Here is a 23,707-nt window from a genome sequence, read left to right on the forward strand (position 1 = left end):
ATGGAAGCCGCGTCGGAGTCGTTCCGGCAGGTGTGGGGCGCGTAGACGCCTACTGGAACGGCGCTGCCGCACAGGCATTCACCGATTACGCCGACCGACAACTGGCCGCAATGCGATGGGAGGGGCCCGCAGGCCGCACGATTTCCGCGGTCTGTGCAGTGATATCCGAACAACTCCGTGACGCTGCGCTGGCAGTGGTTCGGAAAATCGTCGAACTTCTCGAGTTGGAGGTCGCCGTCGACAACGCCCGCGGTGCGTTGAAGGTCATGATCAAGAAGGTACCGATGGTGGGCACGGCCTGGCAGGTCGAAAGTATCATCGAAATCTGCTGGACAGCAATGGATCTGACCAAGGAACTCATTGCGAAGATCGAGCAGGTGGTCGATGACTTCGGCGCGTTCCTCGACGCGCTCGGCGATCCCGAGAGCCAGGTGGGCAAGAAGATCGACGACACGTTACGCCCATTGAACGACTTCCTCGACTACGGCAAGCAGTCCGTCGAAGCGGGAAAGATCGCGGATATCCGACCGGTCCTCGACACTCCGGACGAGGACTTCTCCGTTGGCACCGGCGACGAACCCTGGCGGGACGCATGATCCAGTCACTGCCTCCACACGCCCGAGCCGCGTACGACCGTCTGATGACATCCTGCGGTGAGCTCGAGGCCGCGCGCACGCGGGCCCTGAACACCGATCTGAAAGCTCCGGCGGGAACCCGATACGTCACAGCGGAACTGCTGGCCCGCCTGGCGTCCTCACGCCGGGCATCGGCCGACCTGATCCACTACGCGACCCGCGTCGCGTCGGGTGAATGCAGTTGGGAACGTGTCGAGGTGGACGCAACTCCGGTGCCACCGGAAGTCGAAAGGCTCAAGGCCGATCCGCAGATCCTGTGGCCGGCCGAATGGCCGACTCCGATCGCCGAGACCGGAACTTCGCCGTACCGAATCCCGTGGGAGTGATCGGCCGCTGGAACTGTCAGGACCCTCGGACAGTGCGTCCGGCGAAGGCCGCCAACCGCTCGTACGCGTTTGCGCCGTCGGGTGCCGGCTGCTCAGGATCGAAAGCACCGCCTCGCCGTTCGTCGGTCATGTTGGCCGACATGAACACCATCCCCTCCTCCGCCACCGTCTGGTCGAGATCGTCCGTGCCGCGCCCGAGTGCGGTCGCGAGATCCCACGCGTGCACCGAGAGTTCCGCAGCCACCATGCCGAGCGGCAATGGTGAACCTGCATCGATCTCGGCCAGCAGTTCGCGAGCCCTCTCCTTCCACAGCGGAATCGGATCCGACGACGGTTCTGGCGACGCCGACCAATCGATCTCGCCGCCCCGAGCCATGGTCACCAAGTTGGCCGCGGTGTTCACCAGGTGGTCCGTCAGCTCGGCGACGGTCCACTCGGTGCAGGGCGTGGCCGATGCGCGTTCGGCTTCGGTCACTGTGGAGAGCAGAGCGGTGACCTGATCGATACCGGTGGAGATCTGGTGCGTTGTCGTCACGTGGCTTGTCCTCGGCTCTCTCGGAAGGCTGGGTATGCGGCGAGCGTAGGTGCACCTCGGAGCTCACGCAGCAGAAACGGGGCAGGCACAAGCGAGCGGGTGATCCGAGGGTCTGGAAGACTTCGCGGTCATGCGGGGAATCATTCTGGCGGGCGGCACGGGCTCGCGTCTTCATCCGATCACGATGGGTGTCAGCAAGCAGCTGGTCCCGGTCTACGACAAACCGATGATCTACTACCCGCTCTCGACACTGATCCTGGCCGGGATCCGCGAGATCCTCATCATCACCACACCCCAGGACGCCGACCAATTCACCCGCCTCCTCGGTGACGGCTCCCAGTTCGGCATCTCACTGACCTACAAGGTCCAACACGAGCCGAACGGTCTCGCCCAAGCCTTCGTCCTGGGTGCCGAGCACATCGGCACCGACTCCGCGGCATTGGTGTTGGGCGACAACATCTTCTACGGCCCCGGCCTGGGCACCCAACTGTCGCGGTTCGATCACATCGACGGCGGAGCCGTGTTCGCCTACGAGGTCTCCGACCCCACCGCCTACGGGGTCATCGAATTCGACGCCGACCGCAAAGCCATCTCGTTGGAAGAAAAACCCGCCGCCCCGAAATCGAACTACGCCGTCCCCGGCCTGTACTTCTACGACAACGACGTCATCGCCATCGCCCGCGACCTCACCCCGTCCGCCCGTGGGGAATACGAGATCACCGACGTCAACCGCCACTACTTGGAGGCCGGCCGCCTCCACGTCGAAGTCCTGCCTCGCGGGACCGCCTGGCTCGACACCGGCACCTTCGACTCCCTGCTCGACGCCTCCAACTACGTGCGCACCATCGAACAACGCCAGGGCCTCAAGATCGGATCACCCGAAGAAGTGGCCTGGCGACGAGGATTCATCACCGACGACGAACTGCGCGTGCGCGCCGAGACGCTCGTCAAGTCCGGGTACGGCCGCTACCTGCTGGAATTGATCGACCGAGGGAACCGATGACCTTTCGTGAACTGAAAATATCCGGTGCCTACGAGTACACCCCACGCCAGTTCGGCGACGACCGCGGCGTGTTCTTCGAGTGGTTCAAAGCGTCGGCGTTCGAGGCCACCACCGGGCGGTCGTTGGAGCTGCTGCAGGCGAACTGCTCGATCTCCGCCGCCGGGGTCCTACGCGGGATCCACTTCACCACCAACCCACCCGGGCAGGCGAAATACGTCACCTGCGCCCGCGGAGCCTTCCTCGATGTCATCGTCGACCTGCGCGTCGGATCACCGACGTTCGGGCAGTGGGACTCGGTGCTGATCGACGACATCGACCGCAAAGCAGTGTTCCTGTCCGAAGGACTCGGCCACGCCATCTTGTCCCTGGAAGACAACTCGACCGTCATGTACCTGTGCTCCCTCGAATACACCCCGGCCTTGGACCGCGACATCAACCCACTCGACCCCGCCCTGGGCATCGACTGGCCCACCACCGCCCGCGACGGCACACCCCTGACCTACGAACTCTCCGACAAGGACAAGGCCGCCCCCACCCTCGCCCAAGCCCTCGAAAACGGAGACCTGCCGAACTTCTCGTGAGCGGCGGCGACGCCACCAGATCCGGGCAAACGCGCTCGCATTCGCCAGACGCGCGCAGAATCGCCCCTGACCGTTGACGAGAATGCGCGCGTTTGGCAAATGCGCGCGCGTTTGCGAACCCGCGGCAAAGTCAAAGCCGCACCCACCCTCGCCGACGCCCTCGAACGCAGAGACCTGCCGAACTTCTCCTGAGCGGCGGGACGAGGCGACGACGCCAGATGTGGGCAAACGCGCTCGCATTCTTCAGACGCGCGCAAAATCGCCCCTGACCGCTGACGAGAATGCGCGCATTTGGCAAGTGCGCGCGCGTTTGCGAACCACACGGGGCGAACCCGCGCTGGCGAACCCGCGCCGGCGAACCCCGCGACTCAGCGGATTTTGAAGATCACGAATCGCTGGACGAGGAAGTTGATGACCGTCGCCGTGCCCTGCGCGATGACGAAGGCCACGTTGGCGTACCAGAAGCCGTCGGGAAGAGCCTGGTAGAGCCAGGTGTAGATGCCCACCTGGACGGCGAAGGTGACTCCGTACAGCGCGACGACGGCGAAGAACCGGGCCCGTGACGGGGCCGCGTTGAACGTCCATCGACGATTGATCAGGTAGGCCGTCGTCGTTCCGAGTACGAAGCCGATGGCCTTGGCGAGGGTCACACCGACGCCGAACACGAAGTGCAGGATCAGGTTGACGCCCTGGTCGACGATGGCCGACAGCACACCGGTCGCCAAGAAACGCACCACCTGCGTCTTGAGATCGAGGGCCGCGTCGGCGATGTTCTCGGTCAGCGGCAACTCGACGGGTAGCGGGACGTGATGCTGCAACTCGTCGTTCTCGGGCGACCAGTCGTCGCCCGTGGAGCCTTCTTCTGCGGAGCGGTCGGGGGTGGACACGAGGACTGACACTAGCCGCTGCTGCGGTGCGGGTACCCTCTTGAGCGATGTCCACGACAGCCGACGACGCACTCTTCCCCCTGGAACCACAGGCCGGGAACACTGCGCCGCTACCCACGCAGACCCGCACACTCACCGGTTGGGGCCGCACCGCTCCCTCCACCGGAGAGGTGCTCTCGACCTCCGACCCCGAGCTCATCGCGAACGCGGTCAAGCAGGTCGCCGAGCAGAACGACTCCAAGCCGGCCCACCTCCGACGCGGCGTCATCGCCCGCGGCCTCGGCCGCTCCTACGGTGACAACGCGCAGAACTCCGGCGGCCTGGTCATCGACATGAATGCCTTGAACGGCATCCACAGCATCGACGCGTCGACGCGGATCGTCGACGTCGACGGTGGCGTCAACCTCGACCAGCTGATGCGTGCCGCGCTGCCGTTCGGCCTCTGGGTACCGGTGCTGCCGGGTACCCGCCAGGTCACGATCGGCGGGGCCATCGGCACCGACATTCACGGCAAGAACCATCACAGCGCGGGTAGCTTCGGCAACCACGTCCGCTCGATGGAACTGCTGACCGCGGACGGTCAGGTCCGCCACTTGACGCCGTCGGGCAAGAACGCCAAGCTCTTCTGGGCGACGGTCGGCGGCAACGGCCTGACCGGCATCATCCTGCGCGCGACGATCGAGATGACGCCGACGGAGACGGCTTACTTCATCGCCGACGGCGACGTCACCACCACCCTCGACGAGACCATCGCCCTGCACAGCGACGGCAGCGAGAACAACTACGACTACTCGAGTGCCTGGTTCGACGCGGTCGCCCCGCCGCCCAAGCTCGGCCGCGCGGCCCTCTCCCGCGGATCGCTCGCGACGTTGGACCAGTTGCCGGCCAAACTCCAGAAGGACCCGCTGCGGTTCAACGCCAAGCCGTTGGTGACGTTCCCGGACGTCTTCCCCAACGGCCTGGCCAACAAGTACACGTTCTCCGCCGTCGGCGAGGTCTGGTACCGCAAGGCCGGCAACTACCGGAACAAGGTCCAGTCCCTGACGGCGTTCTATCACCCACTGGACATGTTCGGTGAGTGGAACCGTGCCTACGGCTCCAAGGGCTTTCTCCAGTACCAGTTCGTGGTTCCGCCGGAGGCGGTCGACGAGTTCAAGAAGATCATCGTCGACATCCAGAAGTCCGGGCACTACTCGTTCCTCAACGTCTTCAAGCTGTTCGGGCCCGGAAACAAAGCGCCACTGAGCTTTCCGATTCCAGGGTGGAACATCTGCGTCGACTTCCCGATCAAGCCGGGCTTGAACGAGTTCGTCCGCGAGCTCGACAAGCGGGTGCTCGAATTCGGCGGTCGTCTGTACACCGCGAAGGATTCGCGCACCGACGCCGAGACCTTCCACTCGATGTACCCGCGGATCGACGAGTGGATCAAGGTCCGCCGATCCGTTGACCCCACAGGCGTTTTCGCCTCCGATATGGCTAGAAGGCTGGAACTGCTGTGACGATAGACGCCGTAGGCAACCCCCAGACGATTCTCGTTCTGGGCGGCACCAGCGAGATCGGTCTCGCGATCACCGAGGAGTACCTGTCGAAGTCTCCGGCACGTGTCATCCTCGCTGCGCTGCCGAACGACCCGCTTCGTGAGAGCGCGGTTGCCCAACTGAACGCCAAGGGCGCGAAGTCCGTCGACATCATCGACTTCGATGCACTCGACACCGCCTCGCATCCCAAGGTGATCGACGCGGCATGGGCCAAGGGTGACGTCGACGTCGCCATCGTCGCCTTCGCCGTCGACTTCGATGCCGAACAGCTCTGGCAGGACCAGCGCAAGGCCGTCCTCGCCGCGAACATCAACTACACCGCCTCCGTCTCGGTCGGCGTGCTGCTGGGCGAGAAGATGAAGGCGCAGGCCTACGGCCGCATAATCGTCATGTCCTCGGTGGCAGGCGAGCGGGTTCGTCGTTCCAACTTCGTCTACGGCTCCACCAAGGCCGGACTCGACGGTTTCTACCTCGGACTCGGAGAAGCGTTGCGCGAGTTCGGACCTCGGGTCACCGTCGTTCGCCCGGGCATGGTGCGCACCAAGTTCAGCGCGCACGTCAAGGAAGCCCCGATGACCGTCGACAAGGAGGTCATCGCGAAGCTCGCGGTGAACGCGTCACGCAAGGGCACCCCCTTGATCTGGACTCCCGCACCGTGGCGTCTGGTGATGATGGTGCTGCGGCACGTGCCGCGGCCGATCTTCCGCAAGCTGCCCATCTGATCTCGACGGCATTTCAGTTTTCATGACACAGCAGGTTGCACCGGCTCGCAGAACCGCCTCTGCCGTCGGGGAAATCGCTCTCGGTGTGCTCGTCGCAGTGGTCGTGGCGACGGTCGGGTTGTACGCCTTCTCACTGGTTCAGTGGCCGGCGTTCAACTCGTCCAATGTCACCCGCGCCATCACGACGCTCGGGCAGGTGACCGCCGCTGCACTGTTCGCCGCGTCGATCTACCTGTACCGGATTCACAAGTGGCCGTGGGTCGCTCGGCTCGCGGCGTGGATCGGGCTGAGCGGATTCGTCACCGTCACCCTCGGGATGCCGCTGGCTGCAACCAAGCTCTACCTGTTCGGCATCTCCGTCGACCAGGAGTTCCGTACCGAATACCTGACGCGACTGACGGATTCGGCGTCGTTGCGCGACATGACGTACGCCGACATTCCGCCCTTCTATCCGGCCGGCTGGTTCTGGCTCGGCGGCCGCGTCGGCAACATCTTGGGCATAGACGGCTGGGAAGTGTTCAAGCCGTACGCAATCGGGCTGCTCGCCGTCACTGCCGTCGTGTCGTTCGTGCTGTGGAAGGCGCTGATCCGAGCCGACTGGGCCGTCGCCGTCAGCGCCGTCACCACCGCACTCGTCGTCGCGCACGCCTCCCCCGAGGCATACAGCGCCGTGATCGTGATGCTCTTCGCACCCGCGCTGGTCCTCGCCTGGGGAGCATTGCACCGGCCCGCCGGGATGAATGTGGCATCCAGTCAGTCAGAGTGCAAGAAAGGGACATTGATCCCGACTGGGGGGCGCACCGCATCGGGCGGATGGGGAGCGGTGGTCGGCACCGGACTCTTTCTCGGTCTGGCCGCGACGTTCTACACGCTGTATCTCGGCCTGGCGGCGTTCACCGTCGTACTGATGGCGCTGTTCGCCGCCGTCCTCGCCTATCGCGAGAAGAAGTCCTGGAACGTACTGGTTCCCATCGCGATCAAGGTCGCCGCGATCGCTGCGATATCGGGCGTCATCGCCGCGACCGTGTGGCTGCCGTACCTGATCGAATTCCTGCGTGGTGCACCCTCCACGTCGGGCACGGCATTGCACTATCTGCCCGAAGCCGGTGCGACACTTCCCTTCCCGATGTTCGAGTTCTCCCTGATGGGCATGCTGTGCCTCATCGGCACGGTGTGGGTGGCGGTGCGGTTCTCGTCCTCACGCCGAGCGCAGGCACTGGGCGTCGGCGTCGTCTCCATCTATCTATGGACGCTGCTCTCCATGGCCGCCACGGCCGCGGGCACCACCCTGCTCTCGTTCCGCCTCGAAGCGGTGCTGATCGTATTGCTCGGCAGCGCAGGCGTTTTCGGCTTCCTCGAGGGCAGCCACGCGATCTATCAGGCCATCAACGAGCCACCGAAGTTCCGTATCGCCGCTGTCGTCGTAGCAGCCATCGGTGCGATGACCTACGCGCAGAACATCCCCCAGGTACTGCAGACCGAGATCACCGTCGCGTACTCCGACACCGACGGTGACGGCAACCGCGCCGACATGCGTCCGCCGAGCGCGGTCTCGTACTACCGCGAGGTCGACGCCGCCCTGACCGAGCAGACCCAGCGTCCGCGCGACGAAACCGTCCTGCTGACGGCGGACACGTCGTTCCTCAGCTACTACCCGTACTTCGGCTTCCAAGGACTGACCTCGCACTACGCCAACCCACTGGCGCAGTTCGATCAGCGAGCCGACGCCATCGAGCAGTGGACCGAGCTCGAGACGCCCGATCAGCTGGTCGACGCGCTCGACACCAGCCAGTGGCGCGCGCCGGATGCGTTCCTGTTCCGCCGCGGTGCCGACGGCTACACCCTGCGCCTGGCCGAGGACGTCTACCCGAACGACCCGAACGTGCGCCGCTACACCGTCACCTTCCCGCAGTCACTGTTCGAGGATCCTCGCTTCACCGTCACCGACATCGGACCCTTCGCGCTGGTCGTGCGCACGAATTGAACGATCGTCGACCGTGAACGCACTACCTCGGTGCTGCGGTGCGAGATCGAAACTCCCTCGGTGAGCGTCCGGTCCATCGCGTGAACGCATGCGAGAAGCTGGCGACGTCGCTGTAGCCGAGTTCGGCGGCGATCTCCCCTACCGTCACCGAACCGTCGAGCAGACGCACGGTCGCGCGCTCCTGAAGGAACGCCTGACGTAGCGCACGGAACGTGGCTCCCTCGTTGCCGAGTTTTCGTTTGAGGGTGCTGGTGGAGACGGCCATTCTCCGGGCACAGTGCGCACTGTTGGTGCACTCGCGGTCGGTGTCGAACAGCGCGCGCACGGTGTCCGTGTACGACTTCGTACGACGGCCGTCGACGGCCTTCTGCAGTTCCGCGATCCCCAGTTGATACGACAACGAATCGGAGAACCGGCATGCCTCGTCGAGGATGGCCGCCGGCACGAAGACGAACGGTGACGGCGCATCGAACACGATGCGCCGGATCTCGTCGTCGTCGAGCGTATCGCGCTCCGGGGCCGGGATATCGAGGTGAAGTTCGACCGCGTCCGCGAAGCCTGCGAGCATATCGATCAGACGAAGAAGGCACGAACCGCCGTACGCGACAGCAATGCTGTCGAGCCCGTCGTCCCCCGTGCGCCCGGCAAGTCCGATGGTCAACCCTCGATCGGTATGGAGGATGTGCACGGCGAGAGCCGTCGAGACCAGCGGGAGGAACTCCAGCAACTCGACCATCTCTGCCACCGATCCGGCACTGATCAGCGGAAGACTGAGAGGGCCGAACGACGTGGGCTGCACGTATTGCGCGAACGTCGCGCCGAGCCGGAACCCCTGTTGACGGTCGAGGTCCGGGTACACCTCCCGAAACCACCGCAGCGGCACCTGTCCGTCGCGGGTGACCAGCTCCGTCATGCTGACGCCGTCACGCACCAGGATGCGTCGGAACGCCGCCTCGGCCCGCTCGCCCAGCGCGCCGCTACCGAGCAGCTGCGCGAAGGCAAGCGGCGGCACTCCGGACTCCGTTGATCTCACGTGAGCCAAATTAACAACAAATCGACGCTTTCGAGCCTGGTTCGGAAAGCCCATCGCAGTGAGACTTGGAACACAGTTACTCAGCGAGGAGAACACCATGGCCAACGTCACCTTTGTCACGCACGACGGCGAGAAGCACGAGGCACCGCTGACCGAGGGCACATCCCTGATGCAAATTGCCGTCGACAACGCCATCCCGGGTATCGACGGGGACTGCGGCGGCGAGGCAGCCTGCGGAACCTGTCACGTCGTCGTCGACGACGCATGGAGCGACGTCGTCGGCACCAACGACGAGGTCGAGGAGGACATGCTCGCCATGAACCCCGAGCGTGAACCGACATCTCGGCTGTCGTGCCAGATGACCGCGCGCGAATCCTGGGACGGCTTGACGGTCCGCGTGCCCGAATTCCAGATCTGACCTGCGGACCGGAGGAGAGAGCCATGAGTATCGCCGACACCGTCGCGACCACCGCGAGATCCGTCATCCCGATGGAACTGCAGATCCGCGGCGCGCACCTCTACGACAAGACGCGTCGGATCGTGACCCGCACCGACGGCCAGGTCATGTTCACCGAGACACCGATTCCGCCGGTCGACGAGGTCGATCTCGCCGACATCGACCTGAGCAACCCGTTCCTGTACCGCCAAGGCCTCTGGAAGTCGTACTTCGAGCGCGTCCGCAACGAAGCGCCGGTGCACTTCCAGCCGAACAGCCCGTTCGGGCCGTTCTGGTCGGTCACCCGGCATGCGGACATCATCGCCGTCGACAAGAACCACAAGGTGTTCTCGGCGGAGCCGTTCATCATCATCGGCAAGCCGCCGCGCTTCATGGACATCGCGATGTTCATCGCGATGGATCCCCCGCGTCACGACGCTCAGCGCGCCGCGGTCCAAGGGGTGGTGGCCCCGAAGAATCTCCGCGAGATGGAGGACCTGATCCGGTCCAGGGTGCAGGAAGTTCTCGACGACCTTCCCGTGAACCAGCCGTTCGACTGGGTTCGCACGGTGTCCGTCGAACTCACGGCACGGATGCTGGCGACGTTGCTCGATTTCCCCTACGAGCAGCGACACAAGCTCGTCGAGTGGTCGGACCTGGCGACGGCAATGGAACAGACCAACGGTGGTCCTTCTGACAACGACGAGGTGTTCGGCGCCATGGTCGACGCAGCCAAGGGCCTGAGCGCTCTCTGGCACGACAAGGCCGCTCGAAAAGCAGCAGGGGAAGAGCCCGGCTTCGACCTGATCTCGCTGCTGCAGGCCAACGACGACACGAAGGATCTCATCGACCGGCCGCTGGAGTTCCTGGGGAATCTCACCCTGCTCATCGTCGGCGGCAACGACACCACGCGTAACTCGATGAGCGGTGGAGTGTTGGCGCTCAACGAGTTTCCCGATCAGTTCGAGAAGCTGAAGGCGAATCCCGATCTGGTGCCCGGCATGGTGTCCGAGATCATCCGCTGGCAGACGCCGCTGGCCTACATGCGCAGGATCGCGAAGGAAGACACGATCCTGAACGGCCAGTTCATCCGCAAGGGCGACAAGGTGGTCATGTGGTACGCCTCCGGCAACCGTGACGAGCGCGTGTTCGATCGGCCGGACGACTTCATCATCGACCGCAAGAACGCACGTAACCACATCGCGTTCGGGTTCGGCGTGCACCGGTGCATGGGCAACAGGCTCGCGGAGATGCAACTGCGAATCCTCTGGGAGGAGTTGCTGACCCGGTTCGAGAACATCGAAGTGGTCGGGAAGCCCGAGTACGTTCAGTCCAACTTCGTGAGAGGTATATCCAAGATGATGGTCAGCCTCACCCCGAAGCAGCAGGCCTAGGTGAGCGCCGAGCGCGCGGTGATCATCGGTGCCAGCCACGCCGGCGCTCAACTCGCCGCACATTTGCGACGCGAAAAGTGGGCCGGGGAGATAGTTCTCATCGGTGACGAGGGGACGTTGCCCTACCAACGTCCCCCGTTGTCGAAGGCCTATCTGGCCGGCACCTCGACGCTCGAGGCCATGGCGATCCGCGGGGCGGATTTCTACGACAAGCAGAACATCGAGCTGGTCGACGGTTCGGTGAGCAGCATCGATCGTGAGGCTCGCACGGTCACGTTCGATTCCGGAGTCACGCAGTCGTACAGCAAGCTCGCCCTGTGCACCGGCGCGCGAACTCGCCGATTGGCAACTCCCGGAGCAGATTTGGCGGGCATCCACTACCTGCGGACCGCCGCCGACTCCGCATCGCTACGCGACGCCGCGACGCCGGGAACACGGGTAGTCGTCGTCGGTGGCGGTTACATCGGTTTGGAAACGGCAGCGTCCCTCCGGGCATCGGGTCTCGACGTCACCGTCGTCGAGGCCGCGGAGCGTGTTCTGGAACGCGTGACCGCACCGGTGGTCTCGACGTTCTTCACCCGAATCCACCGCGAGGCGGGCGTGGAGATCCGAACGGGTGCGCTCGTGGAGGAGTTCCGCGGAGACAGCCGTGTGCGGGAGGTCGTGCTGGCCGGCGGAGACACGCTCCCGGCAGATCTGGTGGTCATCGGGGTGGGCATCGTCCCCAACACCGAACTCGCCGAAGCGGCCGGGATCGCCGTCGACAACGGAATCGTCATCGACGATCGGACCCGCACCGACGATCCCGATATCGTCGCTGCCGGCGATTGCGCCGCCTACCACGTTGCCCGCTACTCGCGGCGCGTCCGCCTCGAAGGAGTCTGCGCTGCAAACGAACACGCGAAGGTGGCGGCATCGACTTTGACCGGAGGGTCCGCCGCCATCACCGCGCTGCCGTGGTTCTGGTCCGACCAGTACGACCTCAAGCTTCAGATCGCCGGACTGGGCACCGGATACGACGAGGTCGTCGTCAACGGCGACCCGGAGCGCGATCGCGACTTCACCTGCTACTACCTCCGCGACGGCCAACTCATCGCCGCGGACTGCATCAACCGTCCGCGCGATTTCATGACCAGCAAGAAGAAAATCGCCGAGCACTCCACAGTCGAACTCGCGGAATTGATCGGATGAGAACTTCACGCCCCTGCACCACCACCTCGCTCACCGTGTGACGCCGGTCGTTCGAGTTTCCGCCCATCGTGATCTTTCTGTAACCTCGACGCGATGACCACCCACGACCAGAGTGTTCTCGAGCGGCAGCCGACAACGGCACCGGCTCGACACTCCGGCGTCGGGCGCGGTGACGTCGTTGCGGCGGTCGGATTTCTGGTCGCCGCCTTCTACGTCCTGCAAGGCCAGTGGCGCAATCTGGGCGGCGGCTACCTCTACAACAGCGGCCAGGATCAGACGATGTGGGAGTGGTTCTTCTCCGTCGCCGCCAATTCGGTCGCGCATCTGGACAATCCACTGTGGAGCGACCTGCAGAATTATCCGCTCGGGGTGAATCTGATGGCGAACACGGCGATGTTCGGAGTCTCGATCCCCCTGGCCCCGATCACGTTGCTCTTCGGACCGACGGTCACCTGGGCGATCGCTCTCACCGTCGGCCTGGCGGGGACCGCGTTCGCGTGGTTCTGGCTGTTTTCCCGTCAGCTCAATGCGTCCAAGGGCGCCGCGGCAATGGGCGGCGCGCTGTGCGGCTTTGCGCCCGGCGCGATCTCACACGCCAACGGGCACCCCAACTTCGTGGTGCTGTTCCTGCTTCCGGTGATCGCCATGCTGGTCACCCGCATCGCACACGGCGGCGGGACCACCAAGAACACCGTCGGACTCGGGTTGATCGTCGCGCTGCAGATCCTGCTCGGCGAAGAGCCGCTGCTCATCTTCGCGATGTCGTTCGCCATCTTCGCCGTCGTCTACTACGTGTCCAGGCCCCGTTCGCTGTGGCCTGCCGTCCGCAATGCCGTGCCCAGACTCGCGGTCTCGGCCGGCATCGCGTTGACGCTCGTGGCGTTTCCGCTGTGGTGGCAGTTCTTCGGCCCGCAGTCGTACTCGTTCCTCGAACACGGTGCCATGGGCAACGACGCCAAAGCACTGTTCCAATTCCCGACGCAATCGCTCGGCGGCGAGGCGACTCCGGGGCAGAACGTTCGCATCAACGCCACCGAGGAGAACGCGTACTTCGGCTGGCCGCTGCTGGTGCTGTCCCTGGTGGCAGCGGTGTGGATGTGGCGCGTCGCCTGCGCCCGTGCTGCTGCCGCGACCGCGATCGTCATGAGCGTGCTGTCACTCGGCGCGACGCTGGTGATCGGCAAGGACGACACCGGCATCACACTGCCGTGGACGAAGCTGGCCGAGTACCCACTCGTCGAATCCGTGCTCGAAACCCGCTTCGCGTTGGGCGCGGTGCCTGCACTGGCCCTGCTGGTCGTCCTGGCCACCGATCGCACGTTCCGCAACGGACTTCGCCCGTTGCCTGCGTTCTGGATCGCCGGACTCACGCTCGCACTCGTACCTCTGATCCCGACGCCGCTGGTGACCGTCGACAAGTCCCCGACGCCGGAGTTCTTCGCCGACGGCGAGTGGGAGAACTTCGTCGACGACGGTTCCGTCGTCACCGTGCCCCTTCCGCGGCCCGAGGACGCGCGCCCGCTGCGCTGGCAGATGGACGCCGACATGGGCTTCAAGCTGGCCGCCGGATACTTCGTCGGACCGAGCGACAAGGAAGAGAAGGTCGCCAAGTACGGGGCCGTGGACCGTCCGACGGCGCTGCTGCTCGGCTCGGTCTACGACTCGGGCACCGTCCCCGAGATCACCGCCGATCAGCGCAGCGACGCCGCCGAGGACATGGCGTTCTGGGAGGCCGACGTCGTCGTCCTGCCGCCGGGCAAGAACACTCTCGCTCTGCGGACCACCGTCACCGACCTCGTCGGCGTGGAGCCTCGGTACACCGGAGGCGTATGGGTGTGGGACGTGCGGACGCTCGTCCCTTAGCATCGTCGGCGTGCCCGAGACCGCTCCGAACTTCGCGACCGCCCGGCTGATAGCGATCGTCACTGGCATCATCGGTGCGGTTCTGGCCATCGCGACACCCCTGCTGCCAGTTCAGCAGGACGTTGCGACGCTGTCGTGGCCGCAGAGTTCGTTCGGCAGCGTCAACGCTCCGCTGGTGAGCTACTCGCCCGTCGACCTCGAGGCAACCGTTCCGTGCAGCGCCGCCACTGCTCTCACCGACGGCGGCACGCTGATCTCCACCGCACCCATCGAAGCTGCGAAGACCGAGCAGAAGGCACTGATCGTGCGGGTCGACGATGACCGGCTGCAGGTGCTGCTGCGTGATCGCGTTCTCGCCGAGGCTCCCGTGTCCGAGCTGTCCGCCGACTGTTCGCTGAGCATTTCGTCCAGCGCCACCAGTACGATCGTCGACCTCGACGGCGAAACGAGCACGATGGACGGCGACGTCCGCCCGCAGGTCGTCGGCGTCTACACCGACCTCACCGCACCGGTCGACGGCCTGAACGTGCGCGCCGACATCGACTCGCGCTATTCCTCGAGCCCCACCACGTTCAAGTTGTTGGCCATGATCGTCGGCGCACTCGCTGTGATCGCCTCCCTGTTCGCGCTGCATCGCCTCGACAGCATGGACGGTCGACGCCACCGCCGATTCCTCCCCTCGCGCTGGAAGTCCATCACCGGCGTCGACGCCGTCGTGGTGGGCGTGCTGGTGCTGTGGCATTTCATCGGCGCGAACACCTCCGACGACGGTTACCTGCTCAACATGGCCCGCGTCTCCGAGAACGCCGGCTACATGGCCAACTACTTCCGCTGGTTCGGCGTCCCCGAAGCGCCGTTCGGCATGCCGTACTACGACATGCTCGCCGCCCTCGCCAAGGTCAGCACCGCCAGCATCTGGATGCGCCTGCCCGCCACCATCGCGGCGCTGCTGTGCTGGCTCGTCATCAGCCGCGAGGTCATCCCCCGCCTCGGTCGCGCAGTTCTCACCAACCGGGTCGCGCTGTGGACCGCCGGATTCGTGTTCCTCGCTTTCTGGCTGCCCTACGACAACGGCCTGCGCCCAGAACCGATCATCGCCCTCGGCGCACTGCTCACGTGGTGCTCGATCGAACGCGCCATCGCCACCGGACGACTCCTGCCCGCCGCCATCGGCACCCTGATCGCCGCGTTCTCCCTCGCCGCCGGACCCACCGGACTGATCGCCGTCGCCGCCCTGCTCGCCGGCCTGCGGCCGCTGGTGATGATCGTGGTCAAGCGAGCTCGCCAGGTGGGACTGCTCGCCGTTCTCGCGCCGCTGGTCGCGTCGGGACTGGCGGTGTTGATTGCGATCTTCGCCGACCAGACTCTTGCCACGGTCCTCGAAGCGACCCGAGTGCGCTCGGCCATCGGACCGAACGTGCCGTGGTTCGAAGAACGCGTCCGCTGGGACGCGCTGATGACCATTTCTCCCGACGGCTCGCTCGCCCGACGGTTCGGCATGTTCGCGATGCTGCTGTGCATCGTCGTGTGCATCGCGGTGATGCTCCGCAAGAACGGACGCATCCCCGGGACAGCCACCGGACCGTCGCGTCGGATCCTCGGAATCATTCTGGGCGCACTGGCTTTGATGATGTTCACGCCCACCAAATGGACCCACCACTTCGGTGTGTACGCCGGTCTCGCGGCGTCGTTGGCCGCGCTGGCTGCCGTTGCCGTCACCGCTGCAACCGTCCGATCTCCGCGCAACAGAACACTGTTCACCGCCGCTGTCCTGTTCCTGACGGCGGTGGCGTTCACCAGCTCGAACGGGTGGTGGTACGTCTCGAGCTACGGCATTCCGTGGTTCGACAAGCCGCCGTCCATTGCCGGCAAGGGCTTTTCGACGATCCTGCTGGGCCTGACGGTACTGACGCTGCTCTATGCGGCCTATCAGCACGTCCGATTGCCTTATCGCAGAGAAGAACCGACCACGCGTCGACGCTTCGCGCCGTCCGCGCTGACCATCGTCGCCGGCGGGGTCGTGGCCTTCGAGGTGCTCTCGTTCGTCAAAGGCGCTGTGGCGCAATACCCGGCGTACTCCATCGCCCGCTCGAACTTCTCTGCCCTCGCCGGAAACTCGTGCGGACTCGCCGGTGACGTACAGGTGGAGACCGACGTCAACGGCTCGGTCCTGCAACCGATCGATCCCGCAGCCGACGCCCTCGGTGCCGGTGGGAGTACCGGATTCACCCCCGACGGCGTCGCCCAGGACCTGACGGCCGATTCCGAGGACACCGCGCAGGGCAGCGCGAACTCCATCCGCCCCGAGGACTCCGAACAGAGCGCGGCGGCCACCTCGTCGAACTCCGCGGGCACCTCCGGCGGAACCACCGAGAACGTCGGAATCAACGGCAGCACAGTCGCACTGCCGTTCGGCCTCGATCCGAGCACCACACCGGTACTCGGCAGCTTCGGAGCCACCGAGCCCGCATCCCTGACCTCCGGTTGGTACGCCTTGCCGGAGGAAGGCGACCTGATCGCCATCGCCGCCGCCGGCCGCATCCGATCGGTGGACGAGGACGGCATCGTCACCGAAGGCCAACGCGTCGAACTGGAATACGGACGCCGCGACGGCGGTGACGTGATCGCGCTGGGACGCATCACCCCGCTCGACATCGGTCCGTCGCCGTCGTGGCGCAACCTGCGCGTGCCGATGAACGACCTTCCCGCCGACGCGGACGTCGTACGCATCGTCGCCGAGGACAACGACCTGGCCGGGGATCAATGGCTCGCCGTCACCCCGCCGCGCGTCCCGAAGACGCAGACGCTGAACTCACTGGTCGGATCGACCGATCCGGTGATGCTGGACTGGGCCGTCGGACTCGCGTTTCCGTGCCAGCGTCCGTTCGATCATCGCGACGGCGTCGCCGAGGTACCGAAGTACCGCATCCTGCCCGACCGCACCGGTGCCGAATCCACCAATGCTTGGCAGGACTCGATCGGCGGCGGTCCGCTCGGCTGGACCGAACTGCTCCTCGGTGCGGAGACACTGCCGTCGTACCTCGCCGACGACTACGCCCGAGACTGGGGATCCATCGAGAGATACACGCCACTCGATCCTGACGCGACAACGGCCGAGATCGCCGTCGAGCAGCAGTCTCGTTCCGGATTGGCCAGCGACGGACCGATGAAAACAGACTGATTCCCTGGTTCTGCATTTATTCCCGGGGACGGTGCCTGTGTGACCTCTTCGTCACGCTCGCATAACATCGACTCTCGTGCCCGACGTCGTGACAGATTCATCAGCTGGTCCACCCGTCCCCGCTCCACTGCGAGCCTCGGACGAACTTCGTGCGCAGGTGCGAGTTCCCCGGCTGATCGCCATGGTGGCCGGCGTGCTCGGTGTGCTGTTCGCGCTGATCACTCCGTTCGCACCCGTCACTCAGACAACGGCCACCATCGAATGGCCGCAGAACGGCCTCCTGCAGGACGTGGACGCCCCGCTGGTGTCCCAGGCACCCCTGAGCCTCACCGCGACCCTCCCGTGCTCTGCCGTCGCAGCACTCCCCGCGTCGGGCGGGCTACTGCTGGCGACTGCGCCCCCTCAGGGCGAAGGCGCGGCACTGAACAGTCTGTTCGTACGTGTGGGCGAATCGAACGTGGACGTTCTCGACCGCAACGTAGTCGTCGCGACGGCACCGCGCGCCGACGTCGAGAGCACCCGCTGCGCGGCCATCGAGATCACCTCGAACGACGAGTACACCTCCGCGGCCTTCACCGGACTGACCGACGACGACGGCCAGCCTCTGCAAGGCAGACTCGACGGCGATCTACGCCCCCAGGTCGTCGGCATCTTCAGCGATCTCAGCGGCGCGGCCCCGGCCGACATGTCCGTCACCGTCGACGTCGACTCCCGCTTCTCGTCGTCGCCGACGTTGCTCAAGTCTCTGATCATGATCCTCGCGATCGCCTGCACATTGTTGGCCATCGGCGCACTCGGACGGCTCGGCGGCACCGACGGTCGCGCGCACCGCCGCTTCTTCCCCTCCCACTGGTGGAGGTTCACCGGCGTCGACGTCACCGTCCTCGGCGTTCTGGTCGGCTGGCATTTCGTCGGCGCGAACACCTCGGACGACGGCTACCTCCTCACGATGGCCCGCGCCGCCGATCACTCCGGCTACATGGCCAACTACTTCCGCTGGTTCGGCGTCCCCGAAGCCCCATTCGGCTGGTACTACGACGTACTCGCCGTCTTCGCCAAGATCTCGACCGCCAGCCCGTGGATGCGACTGCCCGCACTCATCGCCGGCGTCCTCTGCTGGATGGTGATCAGCCGTGAGGTGGTCCCGCGCCTCGGCCGCGCCGTGCGCAAATCCAACGTCGCCCTGTGGACCGGCGGACTGGTGTTCCTCGCCTTCTGGCTGCCGTACAACAACGGACTGCGTCCCGAACCGATCGTCGCCCTCGGCGCACTGCTCACCTGGTGCTCGGTGGAACGATCCATCGCCACCGGCAGGTTGTTGCCCGCCGCCGCAGCCTGTTTGATCGGAGCCTTCACCCTCGCCGCAGCGCCGACCGGATTGATGTGTGTGGCAGCACTTCTCGCCGGAGCCCGGCCCATCGCACGCATCGTCGTCCGACGCCACCGCCAGGTCGGCACCCTCGCGATGCTGGCCCCGCTGGCAGCAGCAGGCGTACTGGTACTCGTCGTCGTCTTCGCCGACCAGACGTACGCGACGGTCATCGAGTCCACCCGAGTCCGCACCATCATCGGCCCCAACGAGGCCTGGTACCAGGACTTCCTGCGGTACTACTACCTCTTCGTCCAAACCGTCGACGGCTCGGTCGCACGCCGCTTCGCGTTCCTGACGATGATCCTGTGCCTGTTCACCACACTGTTCGTGCTGCTTCGTCGACGACGCATCCCCGGCATTGCGAACGGGCCGGCGTGGCGTCTGCTCGGCGTCGTCCTCGGCACCATCTTCTTCATGATGTTCAACCCCACCAAGTGGACTCACCACTTCGGTTCCTACGCCGGAATCGCCGGTGGACTGGCGGCACTGACGGCCGTCGCCGTCTCGGCCAGTGCCCTGCGCTCGCGTCGCAACCGATCGCTGTTCGCCGCCGGACTGATGTTCGTTCTGGCACTGTCGTTCTCGGGCATCAACGGCTACTGGTACGTCTCGAGCTACGGCGTGCCGTGGTTCGACAAGACGGTCTCGCTGGGCGGCAACGAATCGGGCACCCTGTTCCTCATCCTGTTCGGACTGGTCCTCGCCATTGCAGCTTTCCAGTACTTGCGTGAGGGATACGCTCCGCCGCAACCGAAACCGACGTCTGCGCGCGGTCAACGCATCCGTAAGTTCGCTGCCGCGCCGCTGACTGTCATCGCCGGAATCATGGTGCTGTTCGAGGTGCTCTCGCTCGTCAAGGGAGCCGTCTCTCAGTACCCCGCCTACTCGCTGGCCCGGTCGAACGTGCAATCGGTGCTGAATAATTCGTGCGGACTCGCAAACGACGTCCTCGTAGAGTCGAACCCCAACGCAGGTGTACTGAGCCCACTGCCGGAAGACTTCGACCCTGTCGCAGGCCCCCTCGGCGGATCGAGCAGCACACTGCGCAACTTCACCGCCAACGGTGTTCCCAGCGACCTCAGCGCCGACGCCGTGGAAGTCAAACCAGGACAGGGCAATACCGATCAGCAGTCCGTCGGACCGGCATTCGAGGAAGGCCAGAGTTCCGGAACCGCAGGCGGCACCGGCGAAGTGGGCGTCAACGGCTCCTCCGCCGCCCTGCCCTTCGGCCTCGACCCAGCCACCACCCCCGTCCTCGGCTCCTACCAGGAAGGCGTCCAGGAGCCCGCGGAGGCGACGTCGAGCTGGTACCAACTACCCGCTCGCAGCGACGACGCACCGCTGGTCGTCTTCTCCGCAGCCGGACGCATCTGGTCCTACGACGACACCGGAGCCCTCACCTACGGACAGTCGCTGCTGCTCGAATACGGCAAGCGTCAGCCCGACGGAAGCGTCCAGGCCCAGGGCACCTACCTGCCACGCGACATCGGACCCGCACCCTCGTGGCGTAATCTCCGAATCCCGTTGGCGGACATCGCACCCGACGCCGACGCCGTCCGCATCGTCGCCAACGACCCCAACCTCACCGGCGACCAATGGCTCGCATTCACCCCGCCGCGGGTGCCCGTGATGGAAAACCTCAACACCATGATCGGCAGCGAACAACCCGTGCTGCTCGACTGGGCCGTCGGACTGCAATTCCCGTGCCAACGCCCCTTCGACCACCGAAACGGCGTCGCCGAGGTGCCCGGATACCGCATCCTCCCCGACCGCCCACTCGCCGTCAGCTCCACCGACACCTGGCAATCCGGCGAAAACGGCGGCCCACTGGGCTGGTCCGAACTACTCGCCAAGCCCGTCACCGTCCCCACCTACCTCGAAAACGACTGGGCCAGGGACTGGGGTTCATTGGAACGCTACGAGCAGTACTACCCGAGCGCAGTGCCCGCTGAACTCGAAACCGCCGACGTCACCCGATCCGGTTGGTACCAAGACGGACAACTGCGCGTATTCGAGGACTGACCTCCCACCCGCCGCTCCGCGTCAATGGACCCTTGCACACGTCTCGACCGTGCAAGGGTCCATCCACGTTTCGGCCCGTAGTGGGTCAATGGACCGTTGCATACGTCTGAGCGCGTAGGTGGTCCATTCACCCTCCGGTGGGGGGCAAGGACCGCGGGCTTCATAGGACTCCATCTGCCGGCCCTAACATCCGAGCCCGACAATGTTTGGCAACTCGCGACTGGTGAAGGCCAATCCATCCACAGACTGGTCGACCATCCACAGAGAGGCTGCGACAGCACCTGAACGCGACAAACGTGTCGGTGCCGGATTTCACTCTTCGGGCATGAAAAGACGATTGTGGAACGCAGGTTCATTGTTCGACCTCAGCTCGACCGGCGTCGTGACGCGTCGGCAGCTTCGCGAGGCGGGCGTGAGTGACGCAGCGATCGACAGCAGATGCGCGGCCGGCGGTCCGTGGCAGCGATTGCTGCCGGGTGTCGTACTGCTGCGCAACGGTCATCCGTCGACGCTCGAACGCTCAGCGGCGGCGCTCGCATACGGCGGACCGACGAGCATGATCACCGGCTGCGTCGGACTCGATTCGTTCGGATACGGGACCAACGGATCCGCCGGGGAGGTTCATCTGCTGCTACCCGCAGAGATGCGTCGGGCATCGGTGTCTTTCGTCCGAGCAGAGCGGACGTGGCGGATTCCCGAGCCGATCACCAAGGGCAGCATACGAGTTGCTCCTCTGGTGCGTTCATTGGTCGACGCCACACGGGCCGCGAAGTCCGAGGCACGGTGCGTCGCCTTGCTGACCGAGGTGCTCCAACGAGGCGGCGTGTCCATCGACGAGATCGCCACCGAATTGGCCGAAGGGCCGCGCCGCTACAGCGCGCTCACCCGCCGCGTACTTCTGGAGTTACGGGACAACGCGCACTCGGTGGCAGAACTCGAGGACCAACGCCTGTACCGAACCAGCGGGCTGCCAGCGATGACGCACAACTGCGACATCTACGCTCGAAGCGGAGAGTTCATCGCCAACACGGACGGCTGGATCGACGCCGTGGCGCTGGCACGTGAAATCGATTCCGTGACCCACCATCTGTCACCAGCCGACTACCAGCGCACACAAGCCCGACGCAATCGAATGCAGGCGCACGGCCTGATCGTCGTGTCCCATTCACCGCAAGACATCCGCGATCGGCCGACACAGGTGCTCGAAGACTTACGGAGGAACTTCCAGCACGCTCTCGCCAGACCACGACCGGATGTGGTGATGGTGCCGCGTGAATCTACCGGTGCCCGCGCGTGAATGAACCATCGCATGCGTCTCGGCAGTGCAATGGTCCATCGACGCCGAGTCCACCCCACGTGGATGAACCATTGCATACGTCTGGGCAGTGCAGTGGTCCATTGACGCGAACGGGAGCGAAGCGACCCCCGCGAGGGCTGGGGCACCACTTCAGTCCGCCTAGATCGGAAGCAACGAGTGTTTCCGTGGACTCTTGTGCACTTCCTTGTCTTTCAGGATGTGCAGGGCCTTGCGAATTTCGAGGCGCGTTTGCGAGGGCTCGATGACCGCGTCGATGTAGCCACGCTCGGCGGCGATCCAGGGCGTTGCCACGTGTTCGTTGTAGAAGTTGATGAGCTGCTTGCGCAGGGCCGGTGCATTTTCTCCGGCCTCGGCGAGTTGTTTGCGACTCATGATGTTGATGGCACCTTCGGCACCCATGACGGCGATGCGGGCAGTCGGCCAGGCGAGGTTGATGTCGGATCCGAGCTGCTTGGAGCCCATCACCGCGTATCCACCGCCGTACGACTTACGGATCACCACAGTCAGTTTCGGCACCGTCGCTTCGACGAACGAGAAGATGAAGCGGCCACCACGATGGATGACGCCGAGGGTCTCCTGGTCGACGCCGGGCAGGAAGCCGGGTGTGTCGACGAGGAAGATGATCGGAATGTTGTAGGCATCGCTGAGTCGGATGAACCGGGCGCACTTGTCCGCTGCCTTGGCGTCGAGCGCCCCGGACAGGTGCATCGGCTGATTGGCGACGATTCCCACCGGCCGGCCGTCGACGCGGGCGAAACCCGTGATGACGTTCGGTGCCGTCTGGCCCGAGAGTTCGTGGAATTCACCGTCGTCGAAGATTCGCAGGATGATGTCGTGCATGTCGTAACCGGCGTTGTCGGCGTCGGGCATGAACGAGTCGAGCTTGCGATCGGATTCGGTGATCTCCGGCTCGAGCCCCGGGTTGATCACCGGCGACTCTTCCTGGCAGCTCGACGGCATGTAGCTCAGGTAGTTCCGGATCCACTCGAACGCAGCCTTCTCGTCCGCTGCCACGTGGTGCACGTTGCCGTTGACAGCCTGGACGCGCGCACCACCCAGTTCGTCGAGGCTGACGTCCTCACCGGTGACGGACTTGATGACCTCCGGGCCGGTGACGAACATGTACGCCTCTTCGGTGGCGACCACGATGTCGGTGTTGATCGGCGCGTACACGGCACCGCCGGCACACTTGCCGAGGATCAGGGAGATCTGCGGGCACAGACCGGACAACGCCTCGTGGCGTCGACCCAGCTCGGCGTACCAGGCCAGGGACGTCACCGCGTCCTGCACACGAGCTCCACCGGAGTCGTTGATGCCGACGACCGGGCAGCCCATCTTGATCGCGAAGTCCATGATGCCGGCGACCTTACGACCGAACATCTCGCCGACGGTTCCGCCGAACACGGTCTGATCGTGCGAGAACACCGCGATCGGGCGGCCGTCGACGGTTCCGTGGCCGGTGACGACGCCGTCACTGTAGAGCGCGCCCGGATCGTTCGGGGCCTTCACCAGTGCGCCGATCTCGACGAAGCTGCCGGGATCGAGCAACGAATTGACGCGATCGCGGGCACTGGGGATGCCCTTCTTCGCGCGCTTCGCTACGCCGATGTCGCCGGCCGGCTCCTTGGCCTGTTCGAGCTTCGTCCGTAGTTCGGCCAGCTTCTCCGCAGTGGTGCCACTCAAGAT

General features: G+C 65.1%; 18 protein-coding genes. 14 read left to right on the plus strand and 4 right to left on the minus strand.

Features of this window, described 5'->3' with window-relative positions; all coding sequences use genetic code 11:
- The first annotated feature begins 32 nt into the window (after positions 1 to 32).
- Together CH283_RS28755 and CH283_RS11750 are read left to right on the plus strand one after the other, a co-directional pair.
- Positions 33 to 596 (plus strand): hypothetical protein, encoded by a 564-nt coding sequence (locus CH283_RS28755; RefSeq protein WP_255183187.1) that lies wholly within the window; start codon positions 33 to 35, stop codon positions 594 to 596.
- Positions 593 to 961 carry a hypothetical protein gene (locus CH283_RS11750; protein WP_255183188.1) on the plus strand — a complete coding sequence of 123 codons (369 nt, stop codon included), beginning with the start codon at positions 593 to 595 and terminating at the stop codon, positions 959 to 961. The genes CH283_RS28755 and CH283_RS11750 overlap by 4 nt, the downstream gene beginning before the upstream one ends.
- A 16-nt stretch (positions 962 to 977) precedes the next feature.
- Here the strand turns inward: CH283_RS11750 and CH283_RS11755 are convergent, their stop codons facing one another.
- On the minus strand, positions 978 to 1,496 hold the full coding sequence (locus CH283_RS11755; protein WP_176460220.1) for a maleylpyruvate isomerase family mycothiol-dependent enzyme: 519 nt from the start codon (positions 1,494 to 1,496) through the stop codon (positions 978 to 980).
- 130 nt (positions 1,497 to 1,626) lie between these two features.
- Here CH283_RS11755 and rfbA point away from each other — a divergent pair, with 130 nt between their 5' ends.
- Positions 1,627 to 2,499: a glucose-1-phosphate thymidylyltransferase RfbA gene (gene rfbA / locus CH283_RS11760; protein WP_068054767.1), complete on the plus strand. Its 873-nt coding sequence runs from the start codon at positions 1,627 to 1,629 to the stop codon at positions 2,497 to 2,499.
- The gene (locus CH283_RS11765; protein ID WP_094638920.1) at positions 2,496 to 3,080 is read left to right on the plus strand and encodes a dTDP-4-dehydrorhamnose 3,5-epimerase family protein; all 585 of its coding nucleotides are present in this window, start codon (positions 2,496 to 2,498) and stop codon (positions 3,078 to 3,080) included. Before rfbA ends, CH283_RS11765 begins: the two co-directional genes overlap by 4 nt.
- 368 nt (positions 3,081 to 3,448) lie before the next feature.
- Here the strand turns inward: CH283_RS11765 and CH283_RS11770 are convergent, their stop codons facing one another.
- Positions 3,449 to 3,967, minus strand: a complete 519-nt coding sequence (locus CH283_RS11770; RefSeq protein ID WP_082899055.1) for a GtrA family protein — start codon at positions 3,965 to 3,967, stop codon at positions 3,449 to 3,451.
- A gap of 47 nt (positions 3,968 to 4,014) precedes the next feature.
- Here CH283_RS11770 and CH283_RS11775 point away from each other — a divergent pair, with 47 nt between their 5' ends.
- Genes CH283_RS11775 through CH283_RS11785 form a run of 3 tightly spaced genes read left to right on the plus strand, consistent with a single transcriptional unit; the run spans position 4,015 to position 8,211 of the window.
- Positions 4,015 to 5,466: an FAD-binding oxidoreductase gene (locus tag CH283_RS11775; protein ID WP_037187223.1), complete on the plus strand. Its 1,452-nt coding sequence runs from the start codon at positions 4,015 to 4,017 to the stop codon at positions 5,464 to 5,466.
- The gene (locus tag CH283_RS11780; RefSeq protein WP_094638921.1) at positions 5,463 to 6,227 is read left to right on the plus strand and encodes a decaprenylphospho-beta-D-erythro-pentofuranosid-2-ulose 2-reductase; all 765 of its coding nucleotides are present in this window, start codon (positions 5,463 to 5,465) and stop codon (positions 6,225 to 6,227) included. The genes CH283_RS11775 and CH283_RS11780 overlap by 4 nt, the downstream gene beginning before the upstream one ends.
- 22 nt (positions 6,228 to 6,249) lie before the next feature.
- On the plus strand, positions 6,250 to 8,211 hold the full coding sequence (locus CH283_RS11785) for a galactan 5-O-arabinofuranosyltransferase (RefSeq protein WP_176460221.1): 1,962 nt from the start codon (positions 6,250 to 6,252) through the stop codon (positions 8,209 to 8,211).
- 22 nt (positions 8,212 to 8,233) lie between these two features.
- Here CH283_RS11785 and CH283_RS11790 read toward each other — a convergent pair whose 3' ends face one another.
- Positions 8,234 to 9,244 (minus strand): helix-turn-helix domain-containing protein, encoded by a 1,011-nt coding sequence (locus tag CH283_RS11790; protein WP_068054762.1) that lies wholly within the window; start codon positions 9,242 to 9,244, stop codon positions 8,234 to 8,236.
- Between the two features lie 97 nt (positions 9,245 to 9,341).
- Here CH283_RS11790 and CH283_RS11795 point away from each other — a divergent pair, with 97 nt between their 5' ends.
- The 7 genes from CH283_RS11795 (at position 9,342) to CH283_RS11825 (ending at position 22,000) form a co-directional block, all read left to right on the plus strand.
- A complete protein-coding gene (locus tag CH283_RS11795) occupies positions 9,342 to 9,662 on the plus strand; it encodes a 2Fe-2S iron-sulfur cluster-binding protein (protein ID WP_094638988.1) in 321 nt (106 codons plus the stop codon).
- A gap of 23 nt (positions 9,663 to 9,685) precedes the next feature.
- Positions 9,686 to 11,074: a cytochrome P450 gene (locus tag CH283_RS11800; RefSeq protein ID WP_094638922.1), complete on the plus strand. Its 1,389-nt coding sequence runs from the start codon at positions 9,686 to 9,688 to the stop codon at positions 11,072 to 11,074.
- The gene (locus CH283_RS11805) at positions 11,075 to 12,265 is read left to right on the plus strand and encodes an NAD(P)/FAD-dependent oxidoreductase (protein ID WP_094638923.1); all 1,191 of its coding nucleotides are present in this window, start codon (positions 11,075 to 11,077) and stop codon (positions 12,263 to 12,265) included.
- A 93-nt stretch (positions 12,266 to 12,358) separates the two neighbouring features.
- On the plus strand, positions 12,359 to 14,128 hold the full coding sequence (locus tag CH283_RS11810; protein ID WP_068054622.1) for a glycosyl transferase: 1,770 nt from the start codon (positions 12,359 to 12,361) through the stop codon (positions 14,126 to 14,128).
- A 10-nt stretch (positions 14,129 to 14,138) separates the two neighbouring features.
- Complete coding sequence (locus tag CH283_RS11815; RefSeq protein WP_255183189.1) at positions 14,139 to 17,309, plus strand: arabinosyltransferase domain-containing protein; 3,171 nt, start codon at positions 14,139 to 14,141, stop codon at positions 17,307 to 17,309.
- Positions 17,310 to 17,385: 76 nt separating this feature from the next.
- The gene (locus CH283_RS11820; protein WP_094638925.1) at positions 17,386 to 20,703 is read left to right on the plus strand and encodes an arabinosyltransferase domain-containing protein; all 3,318 of its coding nucleotides are present in this window, start codon (positions 17,386 to 17,388) and stop codon (positions 20,701 to 20,703) included.
- 325 nt (positions 20,704 to 21,028) lie between these two features.
- On the plus strand, positions 21,029 to 22,000 hold the full coding sequence (locus CH283_RS11825; RefSeq protein ID WP_068054628.1) for a hypothetical protein: 972 nt from the start codon (positions 21,029 to 21,031) through the stop codon (positions 21,998 to 22,000).
- A gap of 159 nt (positions 22,001 to 22,159) precedes the next feature.
- Here the strand turns inward: CH283_RS11825 and CH283_RS11830 are convergent, their stop codons facing one another.
- A complete protein-coding gene (locus CH283_RS11830; RefSeq protein WP_094638927.1) occupies positions 22,160 to 23,704 on the minus strand; it encodes an acyl-CoA carboxylase subunit beta in 1,545 nt (514 codons plus the stop codon).
- Positions 23,705 to 23,707 lie beyond the last annotated feature (3 nt).

Source organism: Rhodococcus sp. 05-2254-2 (assembly GCF_002259095.1).
GTDB lineage: Bacteria > Actinomycetota > Actinomycetes > Mycobacteriales > Mycobacteriaceae > Rhodococcoides.